Raw genomic sequence first — 22,448 nt, 5'->3', positions numbered from 1 at the left:
GGGCCGGAGGTTTCCCTCCGGCCCCTTTTTTGTGACCTTGCGGTCTTCGCTTAGCGACCCGAACCCGGACCGTAAGTGATTTCCACGCGGCGGTTCTGCAGTTCGCGAACACCGTCAGCGGTAGCAACACGCGGCATGCTTTCGCCGAATGCTTCGCTGGAGATGCGCGCTGCCGGAATGCCGCGGCCCGTCAGGTAAGCCTGGACGCTGGCGTTACGACGTTCGGACAGGCCGACGTTGTAGGTTGCCGAGCCGGAGCGGTCAGCGTGACCGGCCAGCATGATCGCAGCGGTGCCGCAGTTGCCATAGGCAGTGACAGCACTGTTGAGAACGGTAGCAGCCTCAGGCGTGATATCCGACTGATCCCAGTCGAAGAACACGATGTACGGGCCCTGGTTGCACTGCACGACCGGCGGCGGAGGCGGCGGAGGCGGAGGCGGCGGGGGCGGAGGAGGCGGCGGCGGCGGCGGCGGAGGAGGCGGAGGCGGCGGTGCCACCGGCTCGGAACCACCGAAGTTGTAGATCAGGCTTACCAGCGCAGAGTGCGTTGCCAGATCAAACTTCGCCGAACGGCCAGCAGTATCGGTAACCGTGAAATTGCCGGTGTTGAGATACTTGTACTTGATGCCAACGTCGAAGTTCTTGGAGGCCGGAATACGCAGAGCAGCAATGCCCTGCCATGACCATGCGTGGTCCTGCGAATCAATGAAACCAGGGCCGGTGGAAGCGATAGAGGTTTCGCCGCTCATCCAGGTGTGGCCGAAACCGCCACCTACAGAGAAGCCGATGCTGTCATCGCCACCAAAGTCGACCAGGGCATTTGCCATCACGGAGGTGAGACGGGTCTCACCACCGGCAGCGAATACACCAGTGCGAAGAACGCCGGCACGGTTGGCAATTTCGCCACCGGTTACGCCGACAACCGTCGAAGACAGCTGCTCAGGATTGAATTCCTTGTAGGAACCTTCAATTTCCGTGCGGACCGGGCCGAAGTCATAGCCAAGAACGCCAGCGGCTTCCCAGCCAGTGTCGCTTTCAACCAGAACTGCGTCAGGTGTGCCGTTGATGTCGATATTATAGCTGTTAGGGAAAACAGCGCCACCATCGACGCCGAAATATCCCTGGCCGTCTCGTGCCATTGCAGGCGCCGCAAGTGCGGTAGCCGCAACGCCGAGGCAGAGCGCAAACTTTCTCATATTTACTTCCCCTTTGAACCTACTGAACACGTCATAATTGCAGCCGCATTCTCTGGCAACCGCAAGAAACGTTAGAAGCCTTATCATTTTGTGATGCGGTATGTCCGCAATCAACTCCTGTCGAAAGGTTGAACTCCTCTGTGGTTCCCGAGAAACGGCCTTTTCCGCCGGTTTTCCCAATAAACTGACCGATTTGCATGCGCCTTGTGGTAAATATGTAACAGGCCGAAGGACTTAGCTGCCAGAAGGCCTGTTCGCACAATTCTGGCTTCAGAATCAGCTGTCTCGTCAACTTGCGGTCGGACTGCAGCCTCTCAAAGCGCCAATTCGCCCGTTTCGCCGGTGCGAATCCTGACCACTTCGGGAAGGTCGAGAACGAAGATCTTGCCATCTCCGATGGACCCGGTGCCGGCCGCCTGGCGAATGGTCTCCACGATCCGCGGTGCCATCTCATCGCTGGTGGCAATTTCCAGCCGGACCTTGGGCAGCATGTTCACTGCATATTCTGCGCCGCGATAGATTTCCGTCTGGCCCTTCTGCCGGCCAAATCCCTTCGCCTCTGTAGCGGTCAGTCCGGCGACGCCTATAGCGGAGAGGGCTTCGCGAACCACTTCCAGCTTGAACGGCTTGATCACCGCAATCACCAGCTTCATTGCAACTTCCCCTTAAGATCAGAAACAGGCCGCGCGGCCCTCTTGCTTCACACCTGTATAATGGACCTGCCTGCTCTGCTGGCAACAAAAAAGGGCCGGAGCGACTGGCTCCGGCCCAAAGTTTGTACGTTCGCAGGAGGAACGTGGGGAGGCGGGGTCAGGGGGAGAGGAGGAGAAGTCCTGCCCCCGCCAAACTTGTGATCAGTTGTAGGCGCGCTCTCCGTGCTCGGAGATGTCGAGGCCTTCGACCTCGGCTTCTTCCGAAACCCTGAGACCGATGACTGCCTTGACGATCAGGCCGACAATCAGCGTACCGATGGCTGCCCATGCAATGGCAACAACCACCGCAACAACCTGGATACCGACCTGAGCCATCATGCTTTCAGCAGATCCGTTACCCGGACCGCCCCACAGCGTGTTGACGAAGCCGGTGCCGATGGCGCCGACGATGCCGCCGATGCCGTGGATGCCGAAGGCGTCGAGCGAGTCATCATACCCCAGTGCAGGCTTGAGCTTGGCAACTGCGAAGTAGCAGATCACCGAAGCCACGATGCCCAGCACAACGGCGCCGAACGGGCCCGAGTTGCCGGCAGCAGGCGTCACCGCAACCAGACCGGCGATGATGCCCGAGCAGAAGCCCAGTGCCGAACCCTTGTGGCCAGCCAGCTTTTCAGTGACCATCCACGCCAGACCACCGGCCGCAGTTGCGACGAAGGTGTTGATCATGGCGAGGCCAGCAAAACCGTCGGCTTCCAGCTCGGAACCGGCGTTGAAGCCGAACCAGCCAACCCACAGCAGGCCCGTGCCGATCATCGTCATGACCATCGAGTGCGGAGGCATCTGCTCATCGGGATAGCCCTTGCGCTTGCCCAGCAGGTAGGCGAGCACCAGGCCGGATACACCGGCGTTGATGTGAACCACCGTACCACCGGCAAAGTCCAGGGCGCCCATTTCGAACAGCAGACCGCCGCCGGCCCACACCATGTGAGCGATCGGGAAGTAGACAACCGTAAGCCACAGCACCGTGAACAGCATGGTGGCGCTGAACTTCATGCGTTCGGCCGTTGCACCCAGAACCAGCGCGGCAGTGATTGCAGCAAAGGTCATCTGGAAGCTGACGAACACATATTCGCTGATCACTTCGTCAGAGAAGGTCGCAGCGGTCGAGTCCGGCGTAACTGAGGAGAGGAAGTAGGCGCCAGTGCTGAAGAACTGGCCCATGAAGCCTTCGATCGCAGTCGGACCGAATGCCAGCGAGTAACCCCACATGATCCACACCAGCATCGCCAGAGCGGCGGTGGCGCCGATCTGGGTCATGGTGGAAAGCATGTTCTTGGAACGGGTCAGACCGCCATAGAACAGGGCCAGGCCGGGCAGGATCATCATCATGACCAACACGGTGGCGGTCATCATCCAGGCATTATTGCCCGGGTTGGCGACGGCAGGTGCAGCCTCTGCAGCTTCCTGTGCGAAGGCGGCGGTTGCCACCAACGTGGAAGCGCCGAAGGCACCGACGCCGCAAATCAGTTTGCGGATCATTGTATTACCCCTTTGTCCAGATTCGCTTATCACAGCGCGGTCTCATCGGTTTCGCCGGTGCGGATCCGCGTGGTCGACGCGAGGTCGAGAACGAAGATCTTGCCGTCACCGATGCTTTCCGTGCTGGCGGTTTGCTGGATGCATTCGACGACCTTGGGCATAAGTTCGTCGCTCACGGCGATTTCGAGCTTAACCTTGGGGAGCATGTTCACCGAATATTCGGCACCGCGATAAATCTCGGTCTGTCCCTTTTGCCGGCCGAAGCCCTTGACTTCGGACACTGTCATGCCCGCCACGCCGAGCCCGCCGAGCGCCTCACGCACTTCGTCAAGCTTGAATGGTTTGATTATGGCGATGATGAATTTCATCACTGACCCCTATTGCTTTACCGGTCAAAAACCCGGCCAAGGGTCACCAATGCAAAGGCCGTGCCAGTTGCAAGTTTCGGACTGTTTACATGCCGTTAACGATTATGACAGCACCCCAGCCCCCGCCAGCAAGCCCGAATCTTGTGCAGCTGCCTGATTTTTAGGCAGTCAGTTCCAGCTCGGCGCGGACGGGCAGGTGGTCTGATGCGCTGACTGCCAGGGCGCTGTGGTAAACATGTGTTTCGTGGCAGTGCCAGTGGGGTGAATGGACGATCCGGTCGAGCGGGGCGAGCGGGTTGCTGCCGGGGAAACTGCGACCGGGTGCCAGCACCGACCAGGAATCGCCAAACGATCGTAAAGCTCCCCCGCGGGCAGACCATTCGTTCAGGTCACCCAGGATCACGCTCGGCGTATCGTCCAGCGCCATAGCCTCGCACACGGTTTCAATCTGCTTGCGGCGCAGCACGCCGGAAAGGTCCAGGTGCATGCCTACCACATCGAATTCCCGTCCTTCCAGTGAAAGCCGGGCATGCACCGCCCCGCGCGGTTCCAGCGAAGGAAGATGGATCGGCGCGGCATCGACGATATCAATGCCCCGGCGCGCCAGAATGGTGTTGCCGTGCCAGCCCATGCTGCGTGGACGCATGCGCAGCGGGACGATCTGCCAGTGCTGTTCCTCAACCATCCGGCGCGGCAGCACCGCCGCACGGGTGCCGAAGCGCAGGTCAACCTCCTGCAAGGCGACCACATCGGCATCAAGCTCATGCAGCACGCGCAGGATGCGATCGGCATCGCGCCTGCGATCCAGCCCGACGGCCTTGTGAATATTATAGCTGGCGAATTTCAGGCGCATTCGTTTGGCTTAGTCCGAGGTTTCCGCCGTGTCCCCGGCGATATAGCGATCCGTCGGCCTGGTCGGCAGGCCGTCTATGCTTTCGCGGCGGCGCTTGTGCTTGCCCGCCCATTCGCGCGGATCGGAGCGGGCGTGATATTTCACCAGCGTATCGCGCTCCTTCTCCAGCGCCATCAGCGGCACGCCGTACCCGCAGGAGGTCTGCACGCTCTGCACCTTGATATCGAAGATCTGCCGCGTTCCGGGAAGCAGGGTGAAATGGGCGGCAAGCTCATCCCAGTTGCGCTCCCACGGCAGCACAGGTTCGCCGTGGCCATAGATGCGCAGGATCTGCGCCGGCTGCTGGAAATTGCAGAACATGATGGTGATGCGCCCGTCGGCCAGCAGGTGGGCGTTGGTCTCATTCCCCGATCCGCCAAGGTCGAGCCATGCCACGCGGTCGGGCGACAGGATGCGGAAGGCGTCATAGCCCTTGGGGCTGAGGTTGATCCGCGCGCCCTGCGCAGCGGTGGCCACGAAGAACACCGGCTGCCGGGCAATCATCGCCATGTGCGGGGGCAGTAATGTGTCGGTGAATTCGGCCATCGCACAAAGTCTATTGGCGATGGGTCACGATGTCACCTCTCCTTGGTGGCGGAAAATACCAGATCGGGGTTCTTTTCCTGCTGGTAGTTAACGTCCCACGGCGATCTGGCCATGAACACGAGGTCCCCGTCGCGGTCCTTCGCCAGGTTCGGACGGTTGAATTCCTCGAAAGTCTTGAGCGCCGCATCGCTGCCCTTGATCCAGCGCGCGGTGGCAAAGGGAGAGGCTTCCAGCATCGCTTCCACCTTATATTCGGCGGACAGGCGCGAGATCAACACTTCCAGCTGCAATTGCCCGACCACGCCGACAATCCACTGCGCGCCGATTTCAGGATAGAACACCTGAATCACGCCTTCTTCGGAAAGATCGTCCAGCGCCTTGCGCAGCTGCTTGGTCTTGGTCGGATCCACCAGTTGCACCCGGCGCAGGATTTCCGGCGCGAAATTGGGCAGGCCGGTGAAGCGGATGTCGTTCTTCTCGCTCAGCGTATCGCCCACACGCAAGGTGCCATGGTTGGGGATGCCGATGATGTCGCCCGCCTCAGCCGTGTCGGCAATCTCGCGGTCCTGCGCGAAAAACAGGATCGGCGAATGGATGGCGATCGGCTTGCCCAGCCCCGAAGGGATCAGCTTCATGCCGCGTTTGAACGTGCCCGACACCTGCCGCATGAAAGCGATGCGGTCGCGGTGGTTGGGGTCCATGTTCGCCTGCACCTTGAAGATGAAGCCGGTCACCTCGTCCCGGTCAGGGCTGATCTGTTCCTCCCCGGCTGGCTGCGGGCGCGGCGGCGGCGCATATCTGGCAATCGCGTCAATCAGATCGACCACGCCGAAGTTCTTCAGCGCCGATCCGAAATAGACCGGGGTCAGATCGCCGTTGCGATAGGCTTCCAGGTCAAATGCGGGATAGCCGATCTGCGCCAGCTCGGCCTCTTCGGCCCATTGTTCGGGAAGCACCGGCTTTTCATCGATTGTGCCGAGGAATTCCTTGCTCGGCCCTTCCGGGCGCGCGACATTGCCGGTGGCGAAGTCCAGAATGCCTTCAAACTGCCCGCCCATGCCCACGGGGAAGGTTTGCGGGCTGACATCCAGCGCCAGCATCTCGGCAATCTCGTCCAGCAGTTCGAACACCGGGCGGCCCTCGCGGTCCACCTTGTTGACGAAGGTGATGATCGGCACGCTGCGCAGTCGGCAGACCTCGAACAATTTGCGCGTCTGCGGCTCAATACCCTTGGCCGCATCGATCACCATGATCGCCGAATCGACTGCGGTCAGCGTGCGATAGGTGTCTTCGGAAAAGTCTTCATGGCCCGGCGTATCGAGCAGATTGAAGGTGATGCCGTCGCGCTCGAACGTCATGACCGAACTGGTGACCGAGATGCCGCGCTGCTGCTCGATCTTCATCCAGTCAGAGCGCGCACGCCGCGCCTGCCCGCGCGCCTTGACCTCACCGGCAAGATGGATCGCGCCGCCTTGCAGCAGCAGCTTTTCGGTCAGCGTGGTCTTACCCGCGTCAGGGTGCGAGATAATGGCGAAGGTACGCCGGGAGTTATGCGGACTGGACATGTCTGGTCAGGCGGCGATCAGCCGCGCAGCTCCCCGCCCAGCTTGGCAGCAGCAGCCACTATTTTCTCGGAGATCGCCTTGATCTCCTCATCCTTGTAGCTTTTCTCACCCGGCTGGAGGGTCACTTCCACGGCGAGCGACTTCTGTCCCTCGGGCACGCCCTGGCCTGCGAACAGGTCGAAGATCCGCGCATCGACGATATTGGCCCAGGGCAAATCCCGCCCGGCGCCCTTGACCGCGCGCAGCAGATCGCCCGCCGGAAGAGCCTGAGGCACCAGGAAGGCGAAATCGCGCGTCACGGCCTGCAGGGCTGGCGGCGCATAATGGGTGCGGGCAAATGCCGCAGCCTTCCTGGCCGGGATCGCATCGAGGAAAATCTCCACTGCCACCACCGGGCCATCCACATCGAAGGCGGCCAGAGTGGCGGGATGCAGCGTGCCGAACCGCGCCAGCACCTTCTTGGGGCCAAGCCGCAAGGTGGCGGACTGGCCGGGATGGAACTGGTCGCCTGAACCATCCATTACCATCAGATTGGCGACGGGGGCTCCGGCCTCTTCCAGCAGGGCCAGCGCCTCTGCCTTGGCATCGAAGGCATCGAAATTCGCGGCCTTGCCAGCGGCCCAGCCGCGCGGCGTCTTCTCGCCCGCCAGCACCACGCCCAGCGTCGGGCGTTCACCGCTCATCCCGCCCTCGCCGCGCAGATAGGACCGGCCAATCTCGAACAGGCGCAGGCTGGTGGCTCCGCGATCGAGGTTGCGCTTTGCGGCGGACAGCAATCCGGGAATGAGCGAGGGGCGCATGGCCTTCATGTCCTCGCTGATCGGATTGTCGAGAATCCACAGGCCACCGTTGCCGCTGGCGAAATGCTCGGCCTCGGCTGGCGGGAGGAAGGACCAGGTGATCGCTTCGTTGAGGCCGCGCCCGGCAGCGGCGCGGCGCAATTTGCGTTCCAGCACCTGTGCCGGAGTGGCGGTTGGCCGGGCCACGCCGACATTGCCTGTCAGTGGCACGCTTTGGACATGCTCCAGCCCGTGGATGCGGACCACTTCTTCCACGATATCGGCAGCGCCTTCCACATCGTGGCGGCGCAGCGGCACTGTGACCTGCCAGTCATCGGACACGGTGAAATCCAGCGCGGCAAGGATCTGGCGCTGCTCCGCCTCATCCACCTGCACACCGCCCAGCCGGGCGCTGAGCGCGGGATCATAGGCGATGATTTTCGGCGCGCTGGGGGCAGAGCCTGCCCGCACCACATCGGACGCCTCACCGCCGCACAGGCGCAGGATCAGCGAGGTCAGGCCTTCCAGCCCGCCATCCAGCCATGCCGGGTCCACGCCGCGCTCAAACCGCGTGCGCGCATCGGTGGCAAGGCCCAGCTTGCGACCGGTAACGCCGATCTGCTCCGGGTTGAAATAGGCGATCTCCAGCAGCACGTCCGTGGTGCCATCGGTCACGCTGGAATGCTCACCGCCCATGATGCCGGCAATATCGTGCACGCCATTGTCATCGGCGATCACGGTCATGCTGGGATCGAGCGTGTAGGTCTTCTCGTTCAGCGCCAGAACCTGTTCGCCATCCCTGGCTCGCCGCGCGACGACGGCGCCGGTCAGCCTGGCCAGATCATAGACGTGCGCCGGACGCCCGAAGGCCAGCATCATGTAATTGGTAATGTCGACCAGCGCGCTGATCGGTCGCTGTCCCGCCGAAATCAGCCGCTGCTGCATCCACTCGGGGCTGGCACCATTGGTCACTCCGCGAATGACGCGGCCATAGAATGCCGGACAGCCCTCAGCGTCATCGGTGCGGATTTCTACCGGACAGGGAAAGCTGCCGGGCGTCACATCGTCCCGCAGCGGCTTGAGCGTTCCCAGCCCAGCTGCCGCCAGATCGCGCGCAACGCCGTAAACGCCCATGCAGTCCGGACGATTGGGAGTGATCGCCACGTCGAAGATCGGGCTGGCGCCGTGATAGGTGGCAAAGTCCTGTCCCACCGGAGCATCGGCGGGCAGCTCGATGATCCCCTCGTGATCGTCGCCCAGTTCCAGCTCCCGCGTGGAGCACATCATGCCGTTGCTCTCCACGCCGCGGATGGCGTTCTTGCGCAACTGCATGCCATTGGCAGGCACCACCGCGCCGGCCAGGCCGAGCACGCCCTTCATCCCCGCGCGCGCATTGGGCGCACCGCAGACGACCTGCACCGGATCGCCTTCGCCGGTATCGACGGTGAGCACCTGCAGCTTGTCCGCATCGGGATGCGGCCCTGCGGTCAGCACTTCGGCCACGCGGAAGCCTGCCAGCTTTTCAGCCGGGTCCTCAAGACCTTCCACCTCAATGCCGATGGCGTTCAGCCGGGCAGAGATCTCCGCCACCGAAGCCTGGGTTTCGAGGAAGTATTTCAGCCATTCGAAAGAGAACTTCATGAGCGCGCTCCCACACCGCCCGAGAGCGTCGGCTGGTCAAAGGCGGAGAAGCCGTAATGCTGCAACCAGCGGACATCGCCATCAAAGAAGGCGCGCAGATCGTCCATGCCGTATTTCAGCATGGCCAGCCGGTCCACGCCCACGCCAAAGGCAAAGCCCTGCCATTCGTTGGGGTCCAGCCCGCTCATTTCCAGCACGCGGGCGTTGACCATGCCGCTGCCGAGCAGCTCCATCCAGCCATGACCTGCCGCATCGCCGCTACCGCCCAGCACCCGCTTGCCGTCAACGATGGCAAAGCCGACGTCGACTTCCACCGATGGTTCGGTGAAGGGGAAATAGGACGGGCGCAGCCGCAGCACGATATCGTCGGTTTCGAAAAAGGCCTTGAGGAAGGTCTCCAGCGTCCATTTGAGGTGGCCAAGATGGATGCCCTTGTCGATCACCAGACCTTCCACCTGATGGAACATCGGCGTGTGCGTGGCGTCGCTGTCGCTGCGATAGACGCGGCCCGGCGCGATGATGCGCACGGGCGCACCTTCGGCCAGCATCGTGCGCACCTGAACCGGGCTTGTGTGCGTCCTCAGCAGCATTCTGCCCCCTTTGGGGGCGGTGTCGGGGAAATAGAATGTGTCATGCATCGCCCGCGCCGGATGGCTTTCAGGCATGTTGAGCGCGGTGAAGTTGTACCAGTCGTCCTCAACCTCCGGGCCGGTGGCGACGGCGAAGCCCAGATCGGCGAAAATCTCCGCCAGCTCATCCATCACCTGGCTGACCGGGTGGACAGAGCCACGCGGCGCATCGGGTGCAGGCAGGGTCAGGTCGAGCCGTTCCGAAGCCAGCCGCACCTCAAGCTCCGCCGCTTCCAGCACGGATTTGCGCTGCGCCAGCGCATCGGTGACGGACTGGCGCAGGGCCTGAATGGCCGGAGCCTGCGCCTGTCGTTCGTCCGGGCTCATCTTGCCAAGCGTCTTGAGCAGGGCAGAAACGCTCCCCTGCTTGCCAAGGAATTCGACCCGCAAGGCCTCAAGCGTTGTCAGGTCTTGCGCGGCAGCGATGCGCGCCTGGGCGTCATTATGGATGGTTTCGAGTTCGGACATGATCTTCGATTATTCGTGAAAGGGCGGAATTCGTGAAAATTGGGCTGGCGCGCCTGTTAGCGGCCCCAGCCCTGACGCCCAAGCCCTAATCTGACCATCAGGTCTTCGTGGAGTAGCGCAGCACCGTGGGCATGTCCGTCTGGGGCACCACGCCCTGATCGGCCATGCGCTGTGCCATGATGCGGTCAAGGATGGGGTGCGGTGTATCGGCATATTCGCTGGGCGTCATGCCCATGAAGCTGCGAAAGTCGCGCACGAAATGGGCCTGATCGAAATATTGCCCGTCCAGCGCATTGCTCCAGTTGCCTTTCGGTTCCAGCATGTAGCGCGCCAGACTGCGCAGGAAGCGCTGGCGGCGCAGCAGCAGCTTGGGTGGAAATCCGAAGTAGCGGCTGCACATCCTCTCCAGCGTGCGGCGCCCCGTCTCCAGCCTGTCCGCCAGCATCGTGACATCGGCAATTTCGGGATCGCGCAGGGCGTGCTGGCAAGCCAGAATCTTGTCCTGACCGGGAACCGGGCGATGATCCTGCTCCAGCAGGTGGTTGTTGATGCGCCGCGCGGTATCATCGGAATCGGGCGATGCGGTGCGGACCACCTCAAGGATGGGAGCAAACACCTCAAACGCCGCACTCGTGCGCGCATCAACTATCCGGTCAGCCAGGTCTGCGGCGGGCACCGGCACATATTTTGCCCAGCCAACGGGTTGCAGACCCAGCCCCCAGATGCGTGACTCGCGCAGGCCGAACTTGATGGCCCTGCTGGTTGGTCCGCTGGCAACAAACGGCCAGGTCGGCTGGACTTCGTCAGGGCAGACAGATGCGACAGGCTCCACGCCGCTTTCGGTGAAGCGCATGGTCGCCCATTCAGGATGCAGCCGGTCTTCGATCAGCACATCGTCAGCGCAGGTGATGGTAAACGAGTAGAGCGCGGTAAAATACGGCTGCAACTCCTCCGACAAGCGGAAAAACTGCACGTCTATTGCGAATTGATCCGGCATTTTGCGACCCAGCCCCAAACTATCATCGAATCCGCAGACTGACGCTGTCTTGTAATTCGATTGCGCTGCTTTGTAACAGTGAGAGCCCTTGAAGTCCAAAAACTTGCTCTATGCATATGACAATATCGTTTTGGTTATGACAAGTCCTGTTAGGTCGGTTCCGGACCATTGCCATTGATGCCCGCGTTCATCGAAATGCTGCTGGCGCGCCTTTTTGGCGGCGCCGCCGTAATTGGGGGACACCATGAGCAAGAACAACATCACACTGACAGTAATGGCCGCAAGCCTGATCGCGCTGGCTGCCCAGCCCGCCGCAGCGGAAGACGAAGTGGAGCTGGCCCGCTGCGATGAAAGCCTCGGTTCGATCGCGCTGGTCGATGGCGCAGGCGCGGGCTGGAGCCAATGGAACCTTGGTTCTCCGCGCGCTCTGATCACCAAGCTGGCGACCGAGTCGGGCTGTTTCACGCCGCATGGCGGCGGCAATGAGCCGGCTCGCTACCTGGTCACCGCAGTGGCCGGAACCGAGGAGGAAGTGGACCAGGGCCTTAACCTGGCCGGGGCAGCGGCCAGAGAAGCGCTGATTCGCAGCGGTGCTGCTTCCAGCGTCCTTTCGCGCGTACCCTTTGGTGGCGCGGCTGCCGGCCTGCTGGGCGGTCTTGGCGGTCGCCGGCGCACAGTGGCTGCGGGCCTCACAGTGGTGAGCCCGTCCAATGGCCAGCCGCTTGCCGTGGGCAGTGGCTCCGTCAGTTCCTCATCGCTCAGCTTTGGCCGCTCTGGCGGATCATGGGCACGCGGCCTCGCCGAGGGCGCGGGCTATGCCGAAAGTCGGGACGGACAGAAGCTGACCGAGGCCTATATCATCGCCTTCAACCAGATCGTGGCGCAGCGTGCCGCGCTGGAAGCGGCGCCGGCGCCGGGTGCCAGCGCCGCAGCCGATGCGTCTCCTGCTGCCATCGCCGCAGTTGACACGGTCATGCGCTCAGGTCCCCTCGCCAGTGCAGCCGAGGTCCGCACCCTGCGGGCAGGCACAGAGCTGGCCCCGACAGGCAAGCGCGAAGGGCTGTGGATCGAGGCCGAGGACAATTTCGGCACCAAAGGCTGGGTCTCTGTAGAAGACCTGCAGTAAAGGTCCCCCGAAAGCACCCGGCGTACACGACCCTTCGCCGGGTGTTTGCGGGAAAAGGAAGGGCGCGGATGACCCAAATCATCCGCGCCCTTTTTTGCGTTCCGAATCTATCCCGCAGGATCAGGCCGGAAGTGCACCCTTGGCCTGCTTGATGATGAGGCCGAATGCTTCGCCCTCATTCATCGCCAGGTCGGCCATGACCTTGCGGTCCAGCTCAATCCCGGCCAGCTTCACGCCGTGCATGAACTGCGAATAGGTGAGGCCTTCGGCGCGCACCGCAGCGTTGATACGCTGGATCCACAGGGCGCGGAAATTGCGCTTCTTAACCTTGCGGTCGCGATAGGCGTACTGGCCGGCCTTTTCGACGGCCTGACGAGCAACGCGAATGGTATTCTTGCGGCGACCGCGAAAGCCCTTGGCCTGGTCCAGTATCCGCTTGTGCTTCTGGCGCGTGGTCACGCCGCGTTTAATGCGAGGCATATCTTATCTCCTGATAATGCGCAGCGATCTCAACCGAGACCGTAGGGGGCCCATTTCTTCACCGCAGCCGTATCGGCCTTGGAAAGAACCTTGGTCCCGCGTTGCTGGCGGATATACTTCGCATTGTGGCTGATCAGGCGGTGGCGCTTGCCAGCGACACCATGCTTGAGCTTGCCGGTGGCGGTGAGCTTGAAGCGCTTCTTAACGCCGCTCTTCGTCTTCAGCTTGGGCATTTTCGTCTCCCCTAAAAGGATATGGGTTCGAGAACACGTCCAACCAGCCCTGGCAGCCCTTACAGCCAGACCGGAAGATAATCACGTGTCAGTGAAGCGCGCGCAACTAGAGCCAATGCGCGCGAAAGGCAAGCGGGAGTTTCGCCATTGGCCGGCGGATCAATGCGCTGCGGCCATCGCCTCCAGCACATCTTCCAGCCGCGCGGGATCGCCCAGCGCCAGCACCTGCCCGTCCGATCCTGCGTGGAGCGGCTCGCCCCGCCAGTCGCTCATCACACCGCCGGCACCCTCCACCACCGGGACAAGCGCGGCATAGTCGTGAATCTTCAGGCCCGCCTCGCACACGATGTCGATATGGCCGGAGGCGAGGCAGGCGTAATTATAGCAGTCGCCGCCCATCACCATGCGCTTGTGATCGGTGCGGCTGGCCAGCGTCATGAAGGTGTGGCCCTGATGCTCATCGAAATAATGCGGGCCGGTGGTGGCCAGCGTGGCGCTGGCCAGTTCGCGGCAGCGGCGGGTGGAGACGACCTGGCCATTGAGCGTGGTGGCCTGCCCCATCACTCCCAGCCAGCGCTCCCCCAGCACCGGCTGGTCGATCATGCCCAGCACCGGAAAGCCTTCCACCAGCAGCGCGATCAGCGTGCCGAAGGTGGCGCGGCCAGCCAGGAAGGCAGTGGTGCCGTCGATCGGATCGAGCACCCACTGGCGGCCCGACTTGCCCGGCTCGATGCCGAACTCCTCGCCATGCACGCCGTCCTGCCCCGCTTCCGCCTTGAGGATACGGCGCATCGCTTCTTCGGCATTGCGATCGGCAATGGTGACAGGCGTGGCATCGTCCTTCGCCTCACTGTCCACCTGCGTGCGGAACAGCGGCAATATCTCCGCCCGCGCGGCATCGGCGAGGCGGTGGGCAAGTGCGATTTCGGCTTTGAGGTTCATTGCGGGGATTTCACTGATCTACCGGCACCATGGTCGGCTCGCCCTCATTGTGGACGCGAATGATGATGGCGCGCACGCCATCGGGGCCAGCGCGCGGCGTGTGCACCGCCTGCGCGGGGATGATGAAGGACTGGCCAGCCACCAGCGTCCCTTCGCCAAGATCGGCAACATCCACCTTCGCGCTGCCTTCGATCACGTAGAGATATTCCTCCCACGGATGATAATGGGTGGCGCCTACAGCGTCCGGCCCCAGCAGCAGATCCGTCACGATCAGCTCATGCCCCGGCGCAGCGCCGGGTTCACCGCGGAAAATCTCGTTGGAGCCGATGGGCGGGCGATATCCGCTTGCTTCTGGCTGCGGCACCGGTGCCTGTTCCTGCGAACAGGCGGTGAGTGCCATTGCCGCCAGGAAGATCGTGCGCATCGTCAGTCAAACAGGCTGGAGACCGAGCTTTCGTCGGCGATGCGGCGCACGGCCTCGCCCACCAGCGGGGCGATGGTGAGGACGCGGACCTTGGCAGAATCCCTGGCGGCATCGGTCGGCATGATGGTGTCCGTGATCACCAGTTCCTTCATGCAGGAGCCGTCAATCCGCGCCACAGCGCCGCCCGAAAGCACGCCGTGGGTGATATAGGCGGCCACGCTTTTGGCGCCCGCCGCCAGCAGGGCTTCGGCCGCATTGCACAGCGTGCCGCCCGAATCGATGATATCGTCGATCAGGATGCAGTTGCGGCCCTTCACATCGCCGATGATGTTCATCACTTCGGATTCGCCGGGCCGCTCACGGCGCTTGTCGACGATGGCCAGCGGCGCATTGTCGAGCCGCTTGGCCAGCGCGCGGGCGCGGACCACGCCGCCCACATCGGGGGACACGACCATCAGGTCATTCTCCCCATATCGCGCCTGGATATCGGCTGCCATCACCGGCGCGGCATAGAGATTGTCCGTCGGAATATCGAAGAAGCCCTGGATCTGTCCGGCGTGCAAATCGACCGACAGCACGCGGTCTGCGCCCGCCTCGGTAATCAGGTTCGCCACCAGCTTGGCCGAGATCGGCGTGCGCGGGCCGGGCTTGCGGTCCTGTCGGCCATAGCCGAAATAGGGCACCACGGCGGTGATCCGGCTGGCCGATGCGCGCCTCAGCGCATCGATGCAGATCAGCAGTTCCATCAGATTGTCATTGGCCGGAAAACTGGTCGACTGCAGGATGAAGACATCCTCGCCGCGCACGTTCTCATGGATCTCAACGAAGATTTCCTCATCCGCAAAGCGGCGCACGCTGGCATCGGTGAGCGGCACTTCGAGATAGGCCGCAATGGCGCGGGCAAGCGGCAGGTTGGCATTGCCGGACATGATTTTCATGGACTGGCCTTCTCCTGGCGCGCGTTCGGATTCGCTGGGGCAGGCTCTAGCCCAGCGTCATATGATTGCAACCTGCAGCTTGGGGCTAGATGGGGAAATGCGACAAACTTGGCCCCATGCAAGATCATTTCGCCCGATCATTTGGCCCCATCATCTGGCCCGGTGCTCGCCCTCTACCCAGCGCACCGTTCCCGATGAGGCGCGCATGACCACGCTCTGCGTCGTGATGATCGGCTCTCCATCGGGGCGGCGCACGCGCTTGACCCCGTTCAGCAGCGATCCGTCGGTCACGCCGGTGGCGGCAAAGATGCAATCCCCGCTGGCCAGGTCCTCCAGCGAATAGATGCGATCGAGCTGCTCTATCCCGCATGCCACGGCGCGGCGGCGCTCGTCATCATTGCGATAGATCAGCCGCCCCTGGAACTGACCGCCCACACAGCGCAGCGCGGCGGCGGCCAGCACGCCTTCAGGTGCGCCGCCAGACCCCATGTACAGGTCAATCGTGGTGTCAGGATCGGTGGTGGCGATCACCCCGGCAATGTCGCCATCGGGGATCAGCTGGATGCCGCAGCCGATCGCCCGCAATTGGCCGATCAGTTCGCCATGGCGCGGACGGTCGAGCACGCAGACCATCAGCTGGTCCGGCGCAACGCCCTTGGCCGCGGCCACGGCGGCGACATTTTCCTCCGCGCTCTTGTCCAGGTCGATCACGCCTGCGGGATAGCCCGGCCCCACGGCCAGCTTTTCCATATAGATGTCAGGCGCGTTAAGAAGGCAGCCCTTGCCGGCAATCGCCAGCACCGCCAGCGCATTGGCCCCGGCCTTGGCGGTAATGGTGGTGCCCTCCAGCGGATCGACGGCGATATCGACTTGCGGCGCACCCGGAGCGGCGGCACCCACTTTTTCGCCGATGAACAGCATGGGCGCATTGTCACGCTCCCCCTCGCCGATAACGACCGTGCCGTTGATGGGCACCAGATCGAATGCGGCGCGCATCGCCTCAACCGCTGCCTGGTCTGCCGCCTTCTCGTCACCCCTGCCAGACTGGCCGGAGGCGGCAATGGCGGCGGCCTCGGTCACGCGGACCATTTCGAGCGCCAGCACACGGTCAAGCGGGCTTTCAGCTGCCGGTGAAGCCTTGCCGGAAGATGCGGTGTTCATACGCAATTCACCCTCGAAACCGATGTTGCGCATCCGTTAGGCTGGGGGGTGCGCGATGTCGAGCGTGGCAGGACGGATATTGCTTGCAGGACTGGCCACTTCCTTGAGCGCGGCGGCGCGCGGGCAGGAGGCGGAGGTCCTGACCGCGGAGCAGGCGATCGAGAATTCGCGCGAATACTGGTCTGTCGAACCGGAAGATACCGACGATTGTGCCGATGCTCAGGCGGAAGATCCCGATGTCATCGTGGTCTGCCGCGATGTCGCCGATCCGGAACGCTACACGTTCGAACGCCCTCCACGGGCGGATGTCGAAGTGACCGGCAGCGGCGCTCCGCGGGCGCAGGACCCGGGCGGAATGCTGATGCCTTGCAGTGCCTACACCTTGTGCGTCGGCAAGCTGGGCAGGGTTCCGCCGCCTGCCGTGGTGACCGATTTCGATGCCCTGCCGGAAACGCCAGCCGGATCGGAAGCGGCGCGGCTGTATGGCGGGCCGACCGACGCCGACGACATCGCCGCTGCCACGCGCGCCGCTCAGCCGGTGCCGGAGCCGGTTGATACCGGTGCCCAGACCAAGGCCGGGCTGGAGGATGATGTCTATGGACCTTGAACGCAGGCCCTGAGCTGGCCCCATAAAGGCCCGCGACCTAGCCCAGCAGGCGCATCACCAGCGGCGGTTCAGACAGGCTGGGCGATCCGTCAAGCAGGTCCAGGGCAGCGCTCACCGCGCTTTCAGGCCCTTCATGGCTGACGATTGCCACCAGCACATCGCCGCCCTCCTCGGGATGGCCGTGCTGGATCATGCTTTCGATGGAAACACCCGCATCGCGCATGGCAGCGGTGATCTCTGCCAGAACGCCGGGGCGATCTGCCACCACGAAGCGCATATAGGCGCGGCTGACCCGGTGGCCCGGATCGGCCGGCGCGGCGCTTTGCAGGGCCGATACCGGCAGGGAGAACGGCGGGGCGACGCGGTCGCGGGCGATATCGATCAGGTCTGCAACCACGGCGCTGGCTGTGGGGCCATCGCCCGCACCGGCACCTTCGAACAGCAGGCGGCCGGCGAAGTTGCATTCGGCCACCACCGCGTTGGTCGGCCCGTCGACAGAGGCGAGCGGATGCTGCTTGGAGACGAGATAGGGCTGCACGCGCTGGAACAGGAAGCGCTCGCCGCCCTTGTCCTCGCAGTCGGCCACACCGATCAGGCGAATCACATAACCCAGCGCATCGGCCTGGGCGATATCGGCGGCGCGGATCTTGGTGATGCCGGAAATGTCGACTGCGGCAAAATCCAGCTGCGTGCCGAACGCCAGCGCGGCCAGGATGGCCAGCTTGTGCGCGGCGTCCACGCCTTCAATGTCAAAGGCGGGATCGGCCTCGGCATAGCCAAGGTCTTGCGCGTCCTTCAGCACATCGCCAAAATCGGCGCCGGTGCTCTCCATCTGGGAGAGGATGTAATTGCAGGTGCCGTTGAGGATGCCGTAAATTCCGTCGATCCGGTTGGCCGCGGCACCTTCGCCCAGCCCCTTGATCACCGGAATGCCGCCGGCCACGGCTGCTTCATATTTCAGCGCCACGCCCTTGCCCTCGGCCAATGCGGCCAGTTCCATGCCGTGATGGGCGATCATCGCCTTGTTGGCGGTGACCACCTGCTTGCCGCTGTTGAGCGCATTGCGGGCCAGCGCCAGCGCCGGGCCATCAGACCCGCCGACCAGTTCGACCACCGCGTCCACGTCGTCGCGCGCGGCCAGCGCGGTCATGTCATCTTCCCAGGCATAGGGTGACAGATCGATCCCGCGATCCTTGGTGCGATCACGGGCGCACACGGCCACCACCTGCAAGGCGCGGCCTGCACGCGCGGCGATAATGTCGCCATTGGCTTCCAGCAGGCGGATAACGCCCGCCCCAACCGTGCCAAGGCCCGCCAGAGCGATGCGAAGAGGTGCTGTCATAAATTCCCCCGGAAGAGTGCGTGTACTGCAATGAGCCTGATCTCAGGCGCGCCGCGTTAAAGCGCGCGATTGCGCTTGGCTAGGGGGATGCGCGCGCCAGCTTCAGTTATTGCGCACGCAGGGACCGAGCTGGCCCAGCACCATGCGATAATCCTCACGTGCCCGATCGCGTGATTCGCGGTCGCGCTGGATGAACGCGTCTTCGGGCAGGTCTGCCGGCAGGAAACAGGCCAGCGCATACCATTCCAGCGTCTGCGCCTGCGGCGGGCGCGCTGCCTGATCGACAATGTCGGTCCACGAAACACCCCATTGGGCCGTCATGCCGGGACGGCGGATTACCGAAAGCGACACCGGATCGCCGCTGCGCGTCTCAAGGAATATCTGCGTTTCCGATTCCCCCACCAGATTGCCGGGCACGGACATGGCCTCGCGCACGCCGGTGATCACGGGCGGGCGAGCACTCTCCGCCAGCTGGGTCAGCACCTGGCGCACGCGCTGTTCCAGCGCAGGCGTGGCAGGCTGCATGGCGCCCTGTCCGGCAAGATAGACCTGTCCCGGCCGCCCCTCCACCGAGCGGGCAAATATCAGGAACACCTGTTTCTTGAGCTTGGGCGCCCGGCCCCTGGCATCAGCCGGCAGATCGACCAGAAAGGCAAGCGATTCGCCAATTGCAATGCGCCCGCCCAACAGGGCCTGAGTTATCGATTCAGCATAGATGCGAACTTTGCCGGGAGCGACATCTGGCGCGCGTTCGGCTCTCAATGTTGCCTGATCATCGATTTGCACACGCGCCACGATATCCGCCGCCAGCGCCAGTTCCACCAGTTCCACATAGCTTGGCTCAATTGGCGCAGCCGGACCTGCAACGACCTGCGCCTGTGCCGGATTTGCCAGTGGCATCAAGGCCATAAGGGAAGCAAAAAGGGCAGTCGAAAGATTCGCCAAATTGGGGAATCGGTACAAAATCGGCATCGCAAGCTCCTGAAACGGAGAATCGGAAATGGCACATTTGATCGCCAGATACATGGTTTAGCCTGCGTTTATCCGGTGAATCAGTGCTTAACCGATAAAGCGTTTGCCCATGCGGAAGTGTGCCGTTAAGACCCGCCGGGAACGGACCTACCGACAAAATAATAGCGGGGGTCTGGCGTCTGGAAGGGCTTGGGATAGTCTTTCCAATATCCGCTCCCGATAAATCGGGACGGAAAATCTTCGATGCGGCAAACAGGGTTGGGCCTGTTTTATGCTGTTATGGCCGGGCTTGCCCTGGTGGATGAAAATGGAGTGATGGGACTGGATGGCTTACGCTGACCAAGAGATGAGCGGTAGTCGAGTTGTATCGATTATCATCGTTGCCCTGATCCACGTAGTGATCGGTTACGGACTGATAAGCGGACTCGCCATTTCGGCGATGAAGGAAGTTGTTCAGCGCGTGACCACCGTGGATATTGAGGAGCCTGAACCAGAGCCGGAGGAACCACCGCCGCCGCCGCCGGAACAAGATGTTTCGCCGCCGCCGCCGGTTGCGCCGGCGCCACCGATCAACGTGTCGGTCGCGCCTCCGCCAATCCGGACGCAAACGAATATTCCGCCTCCTGCACCTGTGATTCGGACGGTTCCGCCGCCCGCACCAGTGGTTGCGCCCCCGCCGCCTCCGGCGCCTTCGCAGGCCCGGGCTGCGCAGCGCGACAATTTCAATCGCTGGTCTTCACGTATCCAGGAAGCCTATCCCTCGCGCGCCGTACGCCGTGAGATTGAAGGCAACGTGGGTGTGAGTGTGACGATCGGACCCGATGGCCGCGTGCAGTCTTGCTCCGTGACTTCCTCAAGTGGTGAATCGATCCTCGATGAAGCCGCCTGCGAGGGCATGGAACGTTACGCGCGTTACGAGCCGGCGCTCGATGCCAGTGGCAATCCGACCTCCGGTCGCGATTCACTCACCATCGTTTACCGTCTCAGCTAATTTTCAGAATTTCAGTTATTCTCAAGAGAGGACTTTCGCATGCTTATTGAACTCCTGGCAGCTGGTGCTGCAGAGGCCCCGCAGAACCAGTTCGGCTTCATGGAAGCGATGGAACAGGGCGGCCCCGTCGCCTGGTCCATTCTTACCGTTCTTGTCATCCAGTCGGTTGGTTCGTTCTACATCCTGATCACCAAGTGGCTCGAGCAGAATAAGGTGATGAAGCAGTACCGCGCTGGCCGTCCTGCATTCTGGCGTGCAAGCACGCTGACCGAAGGCGCCACCAAGTTCGACAAGAACAGCGCATGGCGCCAGCTGGTTGACGATGCACACGCCGCTCAGGCGCAGAGTGCAAAGATGACCGACAATCTGGAATCGCATGACTGGCTGCACGGATCGCTGGCTCGTTCCGAGTCCGCCATCAACGGCAAGCTTGCCGGCGGCCTTCCCTTCTTGGCAACCACGGGTGCAACCGCACCGTTCGTTGGTCTGCTGGGTACGGTTATCGGTATCTACCGCGCTCTGATCAACATCGGCATCGCCGGTTCGGCATCGATCGACAAGGTTGCCGGTCCGGTTGGTGAAGCCCTGATCATGACCGCCATCGGTCTGCTCGTGGCTGTGCCTGCCGTGTTCGCCTACAACTTCCTGCAGAGCCGCAACAAGAAGATCGCTGCGATGCTCTCCGGTTTCTCGACCGAACTGCTGGCCAACATTTCTTCGAATGGCACTGTGAAGCCTGCGATGGCGGCTGCTCCGGCTGCAAAGGCAGCTCCTGCCGCTGCAAAGCCGGCTGGCGCACCGAAGGCCTGAAGCTGATACTCAAATGGGGGCGGGCGCAAACCAGCGCCCGCCTGCCCCTTGCAGCTTAATTTGAGATAGGACGAGAAACATGGCCATAGCGACTGGTGGAGACGGCGGCGACAAGCCGATGTCTGACATCAATACCACCCCGCTGGTGGACGTCATGCTGGTGCTGCTGATCATCTTCCTGATTGCAGTCCCGGTCGCCATTCAGACGGTCGAGAAACTTGAAGTTCCGATTATGGTTTCCATACCTTCGGACGACAAGGTCGAGAACCTGCTGCTTACCGTCACCACGACGGATGAAGCGGGTCGGACGCCGGGCACAATCAGGACTGATTATTCCGGTGCAACCCGTAATGGCGAATGCCGCGTGTACATCAACAACACAACGCTGGTCGATTCGGGCGAGCTGTATGACCAGGCGTTCGAAAAGCTGGACAACATCGTACAGCGTGCGGGCGGCCCTGAAGCCATTCGTGCACAACCGGAGCTCATTCCGCAGGTTCACATTCGCGGCGACGTGAATGCACCCTGGCGCTGTGTTGCCGGCACGATCTTTAATGTGCAGGCGGCGGGTTATCCAACTGTCGGCTTCATTTCCAATCCGGTCGATCCCAACGGCTAATCGCCGTCGATCCCGGATTAGATAGAACACGAGGAGTAAACACTCATGGCAATGTCAGGCGGAAGCGACGATGGCGAGCCGATGATGGAAATGAACACGACGCCGTTGATCGACGTCATGCTCGTTCTCCTCATCATGTTCATCATCACGATCCCGGTTGCGACCCACGCGATCAACATCGATCTTCCCTCGCCGGATCCGAATCCTCCGCCAGAGGACATGATCGATCCGGTCACGAACAAGATCGTTCTCACCCCCGGTGGTGAGATTCTGTGGAACGCAACACCGATCAATTCGAACGAACTGGTTCGCAATCTGCAGGAAACGCTCAACTTTCAGGTTGAGCCGGAACTGCAGTTCGAGCCGGAAGCAAACGCCAGCTACGAACTTTCGGCACGCGTGCTGAACATCATCAAGGGTTCTGGCGTCACCAAGTTCGGCTTCGTCGGAAACGAAAAATATCGCAGCTTCGGCAAGTAACGGCCCAAGCCAGTGAAACAGATCAAGGGGCGGGTTTTCCCGCCCCTTTT

24 protein-coding genes are annotated in these 22,448 nt (G+C 62.4%); 6 read left to right on the top strand and 18 right to left on the bottom strand.

Annotation, left to right across the window (positions count from 1 at the left end):
• Positions 1 to 50 precede the first annotated feature (50 nt).
• The 10 genes from GRI32_RS08295 to GRI32_RS08250 all read right to left on the bottom strand — a co-directional run bounded on the left by GRI32_RS08295 (position 51) and on the right by GRI32_RS08250 (position 11,273).
• Positions 51 to 1,196, bottom strand: a complete 1,146-nt coding sequence (locus GRI32_RS08295) for an OmpA family protein (RefSeq protein ID WP_160591033.1) — start codon at positions 1,194 to 1,196, stop codon at positions 51 to 53.
• 314 nt (positions 1,197 to 1,510) lie between these two features.
• Positions 1,511 to 1,849: a P-II family nitrogen regulator gene (locus GRI32_RS08290; protein ID WP_160591031.1), complete on the bottom strand. Its 339-nt coding sequence runs from the start codon at positions 1,847 to 1,849 to the stop codon at positions 1,511 to 1,513.
• Positions 1,850 to 2,050: 201 nt separating this feature from the next.
• Positions 2,051 to 3,388 carry an ammonium transporter gene (locus tag GRI32_RS08285; RefSeq protein WP_160591030.1) on the bottom strand — a complete coding sequence of 446 codons (1,338 nt, stop codon included), beginning with the start codon at positions 3,386 to 3,388 and terminating at the stop codon, positions 2,051 to 2,053.
• A 29-nt stretch (positions 3,389 to 3,417) separates the two neighbouring features.
• Entirely contained in the window at positions 3,418 to 3,756 is a 339-nt protein-coding gene (locus tag GRI32_RS08280) for a P-II family nitrogen regulator (protein ID WP_160591028.1), read from the bottom strand.
• A 160-nt stretch (positions 3,757 to 3,916) separates the two neighbouring features.
• A complete protein-coding gene (locus GRI32_RS08275; protein WP_160591026.1) occupies positions 3,917 to 4,609 on the bottom strand; it encodes an endonuclease/exonuclease/phosphatase family protein in 693 nt (230 codons plus the stop codon).
• 9 nt (positions 4,610 to 4,618) lie between these two features.
• Positions 4,619 to 5,194, bottom strand: a complete 576-nt coding sequence (locus GRI32_RS08270; RefSeq protein WP_160591024.1) for a pyridoxamine 5'-phosphate oxidase family protein — start codon at positions 5,192 to 5,194, stop codon at positions 4,619 to 4,621.
• A 32-nt stretch (positions 5,195 to 5,226) separates the two neighbouring features.
• Positions 5,227 to 6,759, bottom strand: a complete 1,533-nt coding sequence (locus tag GRI32_RS08265; RefSeq protein ID WP_160591022.1) for a peptide chain release factor 3 — start codon at positions 6,757 to 6,759, stop codon at positions 5,227 to 5,229.
• 17 nt (positions 6,760 to 6,776) lie between these two features.
• Positions 6,777 to 9,179: a phenylalanine--tRNA ligase subunit beta gene (gene pheT, locus GRI32_RS08260; RefSeq protein WP_160591020.1), complete on the bottom strand. Its 2,403-nt coding sequence runs from the start codon at positions 9,177 to 9,179 to the stop codon at positions 6,777 to 6,779.
• A complete protein-coding gene (gene pheS, locus GRI32_RS08255; RefSeq protein ID WP_160591018.1) occupies positions 9,176 to 10,276 on the bottom strand; it encodes a phenylalanine--tRNA ligase subunit alpha in 1,101 nt (366 codons plus the stop codon). The genes pheT and pheS overlap by 4 nt, the downstream gene beginning before the upstream one ends.
• 97 nt (positions 10,277 to 10,373) lie before the next feature.
• Positions 10,374 to 11,273 carry an AraC family transcriptional regulator gene (locus GRI32_RS08250; RefSeq protein WP_160591016.1) on the bottom strand — a complete coding sequence of 300 codons (900 nt, stop codon included), beginning with the start codon at positions 11,271 to 11,273 and terminating at the stop codon, positions 10,374 to 10,376.
• Positions 11,274 to 11,517: 244 nt separating this feature from the next.
• Between GRI32_RS08250 and GRI32_RS08245 the strand changes: the two genes are divergently transcribed.
• The gene (locus GRI32_RS08245) at positions 11,518 to 12,399 is read left to right on the top strand and encodes an SH3 domain-containing protein (RefSeq protein ID WP_160591014.1); all 882 of its coding nucleotides are present in this window, start codon (positions 11,518 to 11,520) and stop codon (positions 12,397 to 12,399) included.
• A gap of 120 nt (positions 12,400 to 12,519) precedes the next feature.
• On the opposite strand, the gene rplT is transcribed toward GRI32_RS08245, so the two are convergent.
• From rplT to glpX, 6 genes are all read right to left on the bottom strand, one after another.
• A complete protein-coding gene (gene rplT, locus GRI32_RS08240) occupies positions 12,520 to 12,879 on the bottom strand; it encodes a 50S ribosomal protein L20 (protein WP_160591012.1) in 360 nt (119 codons plus the stop codon).
• Between the two features lie 29 nt (positions 12,880 to 12,908).
• The gene (gene rpmI / locus GRI32_RS08235; protein ID WP_160591010.1) at positions 12,909 to 13,112 is read right to left on the bottom strand and encodes a 50S ribosomal protein L35; all 204 of its coding nucleotides are present in this window, start codon (positions 13,110 to 13,112) and stop codon (positions 12,909 to 12,911) included.
• Positions 13,113 to 13,271: 159 nt separating this feature from the next.
• Positions 13,272 to 14,054: an inositol monophosphatase family protein gene (locus GRI32_RS08230; RefSeq protein WP_160591008.1), complete on the bottom strand. Its 783-nt coding sequence runs from the start codon at positions 14,052 to 14,054 to the stop codon at positions 13,272 to 13,274.
• A gap of 10 nt (positions 14,055 to 14,064) precedes the next feature.
• On the bottom strand, positions 14,065 to 14,478 hold the full coding sequence (locus tag GRI32_RS08225; RefSeq protein ID WP_160591006.1) for a cupin domain-containing protein: 414 nt from the start codon (positions 14,476 to 14,478) through the stop codon (positions 14,065 to 14,067).
• A 2-nt stretch (positions 14,479 to 14,480) separates the two neighbouring features.
• Positions 14,481 to 15,416: a ribose-phosphate pyrophosphokinase gene (locus GRI32_RS08220; RefSeq protein ID WP_160591004.1), complete on the bottom strand. Its 936-nt coding sequence runs from the start codon at positions 15,414 to 15,416 to the stop codon at positions 14,481 to 14,483.
• A gap of 150 nt (positions 15,417 to 15,566) precedes the next feature.
• Complete coding sequence (gene glpX, locus GRI32_RS08215) at positions 15,567 to 16,577, bottom strand: class II fructose-bisphosphatase (protein WP_160591150.1); 1,011 nt, start codon at positions 16,575 to 16,577, stop codon at positions 15,567 to 15,569.
• Positions 16,578 to 16,680: 103 nt separating this feature from the next.
• On the opposite strand from glpX, the gene GRI32_RS08210 reads away from it, so the two are divergent.
• On the top strand, positions 16,681 to 17,184 hold the full coding sequence (locus tag GRI32_RS08210; RefSeq protein WP_160591002.1) for a hypothetical protein: 504 nt from the start codon (positions 16,681 to 16,683) through the stop codon (positions 17,182 to 17,184).
• A gap of 37 nt (positions 17,185 to 17,221) precedes the next feature.
• On the opposite strand, the gene GRI32_RS08205 is transcribed toward GRI32_RS08210, so the two are convergent.
• Both GRI32_RS08205 and GRI32_RS08200 read right to left on the bottom strand, forming a co-directional pair.
• Positions 17,222 to 18,526, bottom strand: coding sequence for a homoserine dehydrogenase (locus tag GRI32_RS08205; RefSeq protein WP_160591001.1), 1,305 nt, complete (start codon positions 18,524 to 18,526; stop codon positions 17,222 to 17,224).
• 102 nt (positions 18,527 to 18,628) lie between these two features.
• Complete coding sequence (locus tag GRI32_RS08200) at positions 18,629 to 19,426, bottom strand: hypothetical protein (RefSeq protein WP_237437449.1); 798 nt, start codon at positions 19,424 to 19,426, stop codon at positions 18,629 to 18,631.
• Between the two features lie 397 nt (positions 19,427 to 19,823).
• On the opposite strand from GRI32_RS08200, the gene GRI32_RS08195 reads away from it, so the two are divergent.
• The 4 genes from GRI32_RS08195 (at position 19,824) to GRI32_RS08180 (ending at position 22,398) form a co-directional block, all read left to right on the top strand.
• Positions 19,824 to 20,489: an energy transducer TonB gene (locus GRI32_RS08195; RefSeq protein ID WP_160590997.1), complete on the top strand. Its 666-nt coding sequence runs from the start codon at positions 19,824 to 19,826 to the stop codon at positions 20,487 to 20,489.
• Between the two features lie 39 nt (positions 20,490 to 20,528).
• A complete protein-coding gene (locus GRI32_RS08190) occupies positions 20,529 to 21,299 on the top strand; it encodes a MotA/TolQ/ExbB proton channel family protein (RefSeq protein WP_160590995.1) in 771 nt (256 codons plus the stop codon).
• Positions 21,300 to 21,378: 79 nt separating this feature from the next.
• The gene (locus GRI32_RS08185) at positions 21,379 to 21,918 is read left to right on the top strand and encodes an ExbD/TolR family protein (protein WP_202385982.1); all 540 of its coding nucleotides are present in this window, start codon (positions 21,379 to 21,381) and stop codon (positions 21,916 to 21,918) included.
• 45 nt (positions 21,919 to 21,963) lie between these two features.
• Positions 21,964 to 22,398, top strand: a complete 435-nt coding sequence (locus GRI32_RS08180; protein ID WP_160590993.1) for an ExbD/TolR family protein — start codon at positions 21,964 to 21,966, stop codon at positions 22,396 to 22,398.
• The last annotated feature ends 50 nt before the right edge of the window (positions 22,399 to 22,448 follow it).

Source organism: Alteraurantiacibacter aestuarii, from assembly GCF_009827405.1.
GTDB lineage: Bacteria > Pseudomonadota > Alphaproteobacteria > Sphingomonadales > Sphingomonadaceae > Alteraurantiacibacter > Alteraurantiacibacter aestuarii.
The sequence above is the reverse complement of the archived record's forward strand: the minus strand, read 5'-3'. Positions and strand labels throughout refer to the sequence as shown.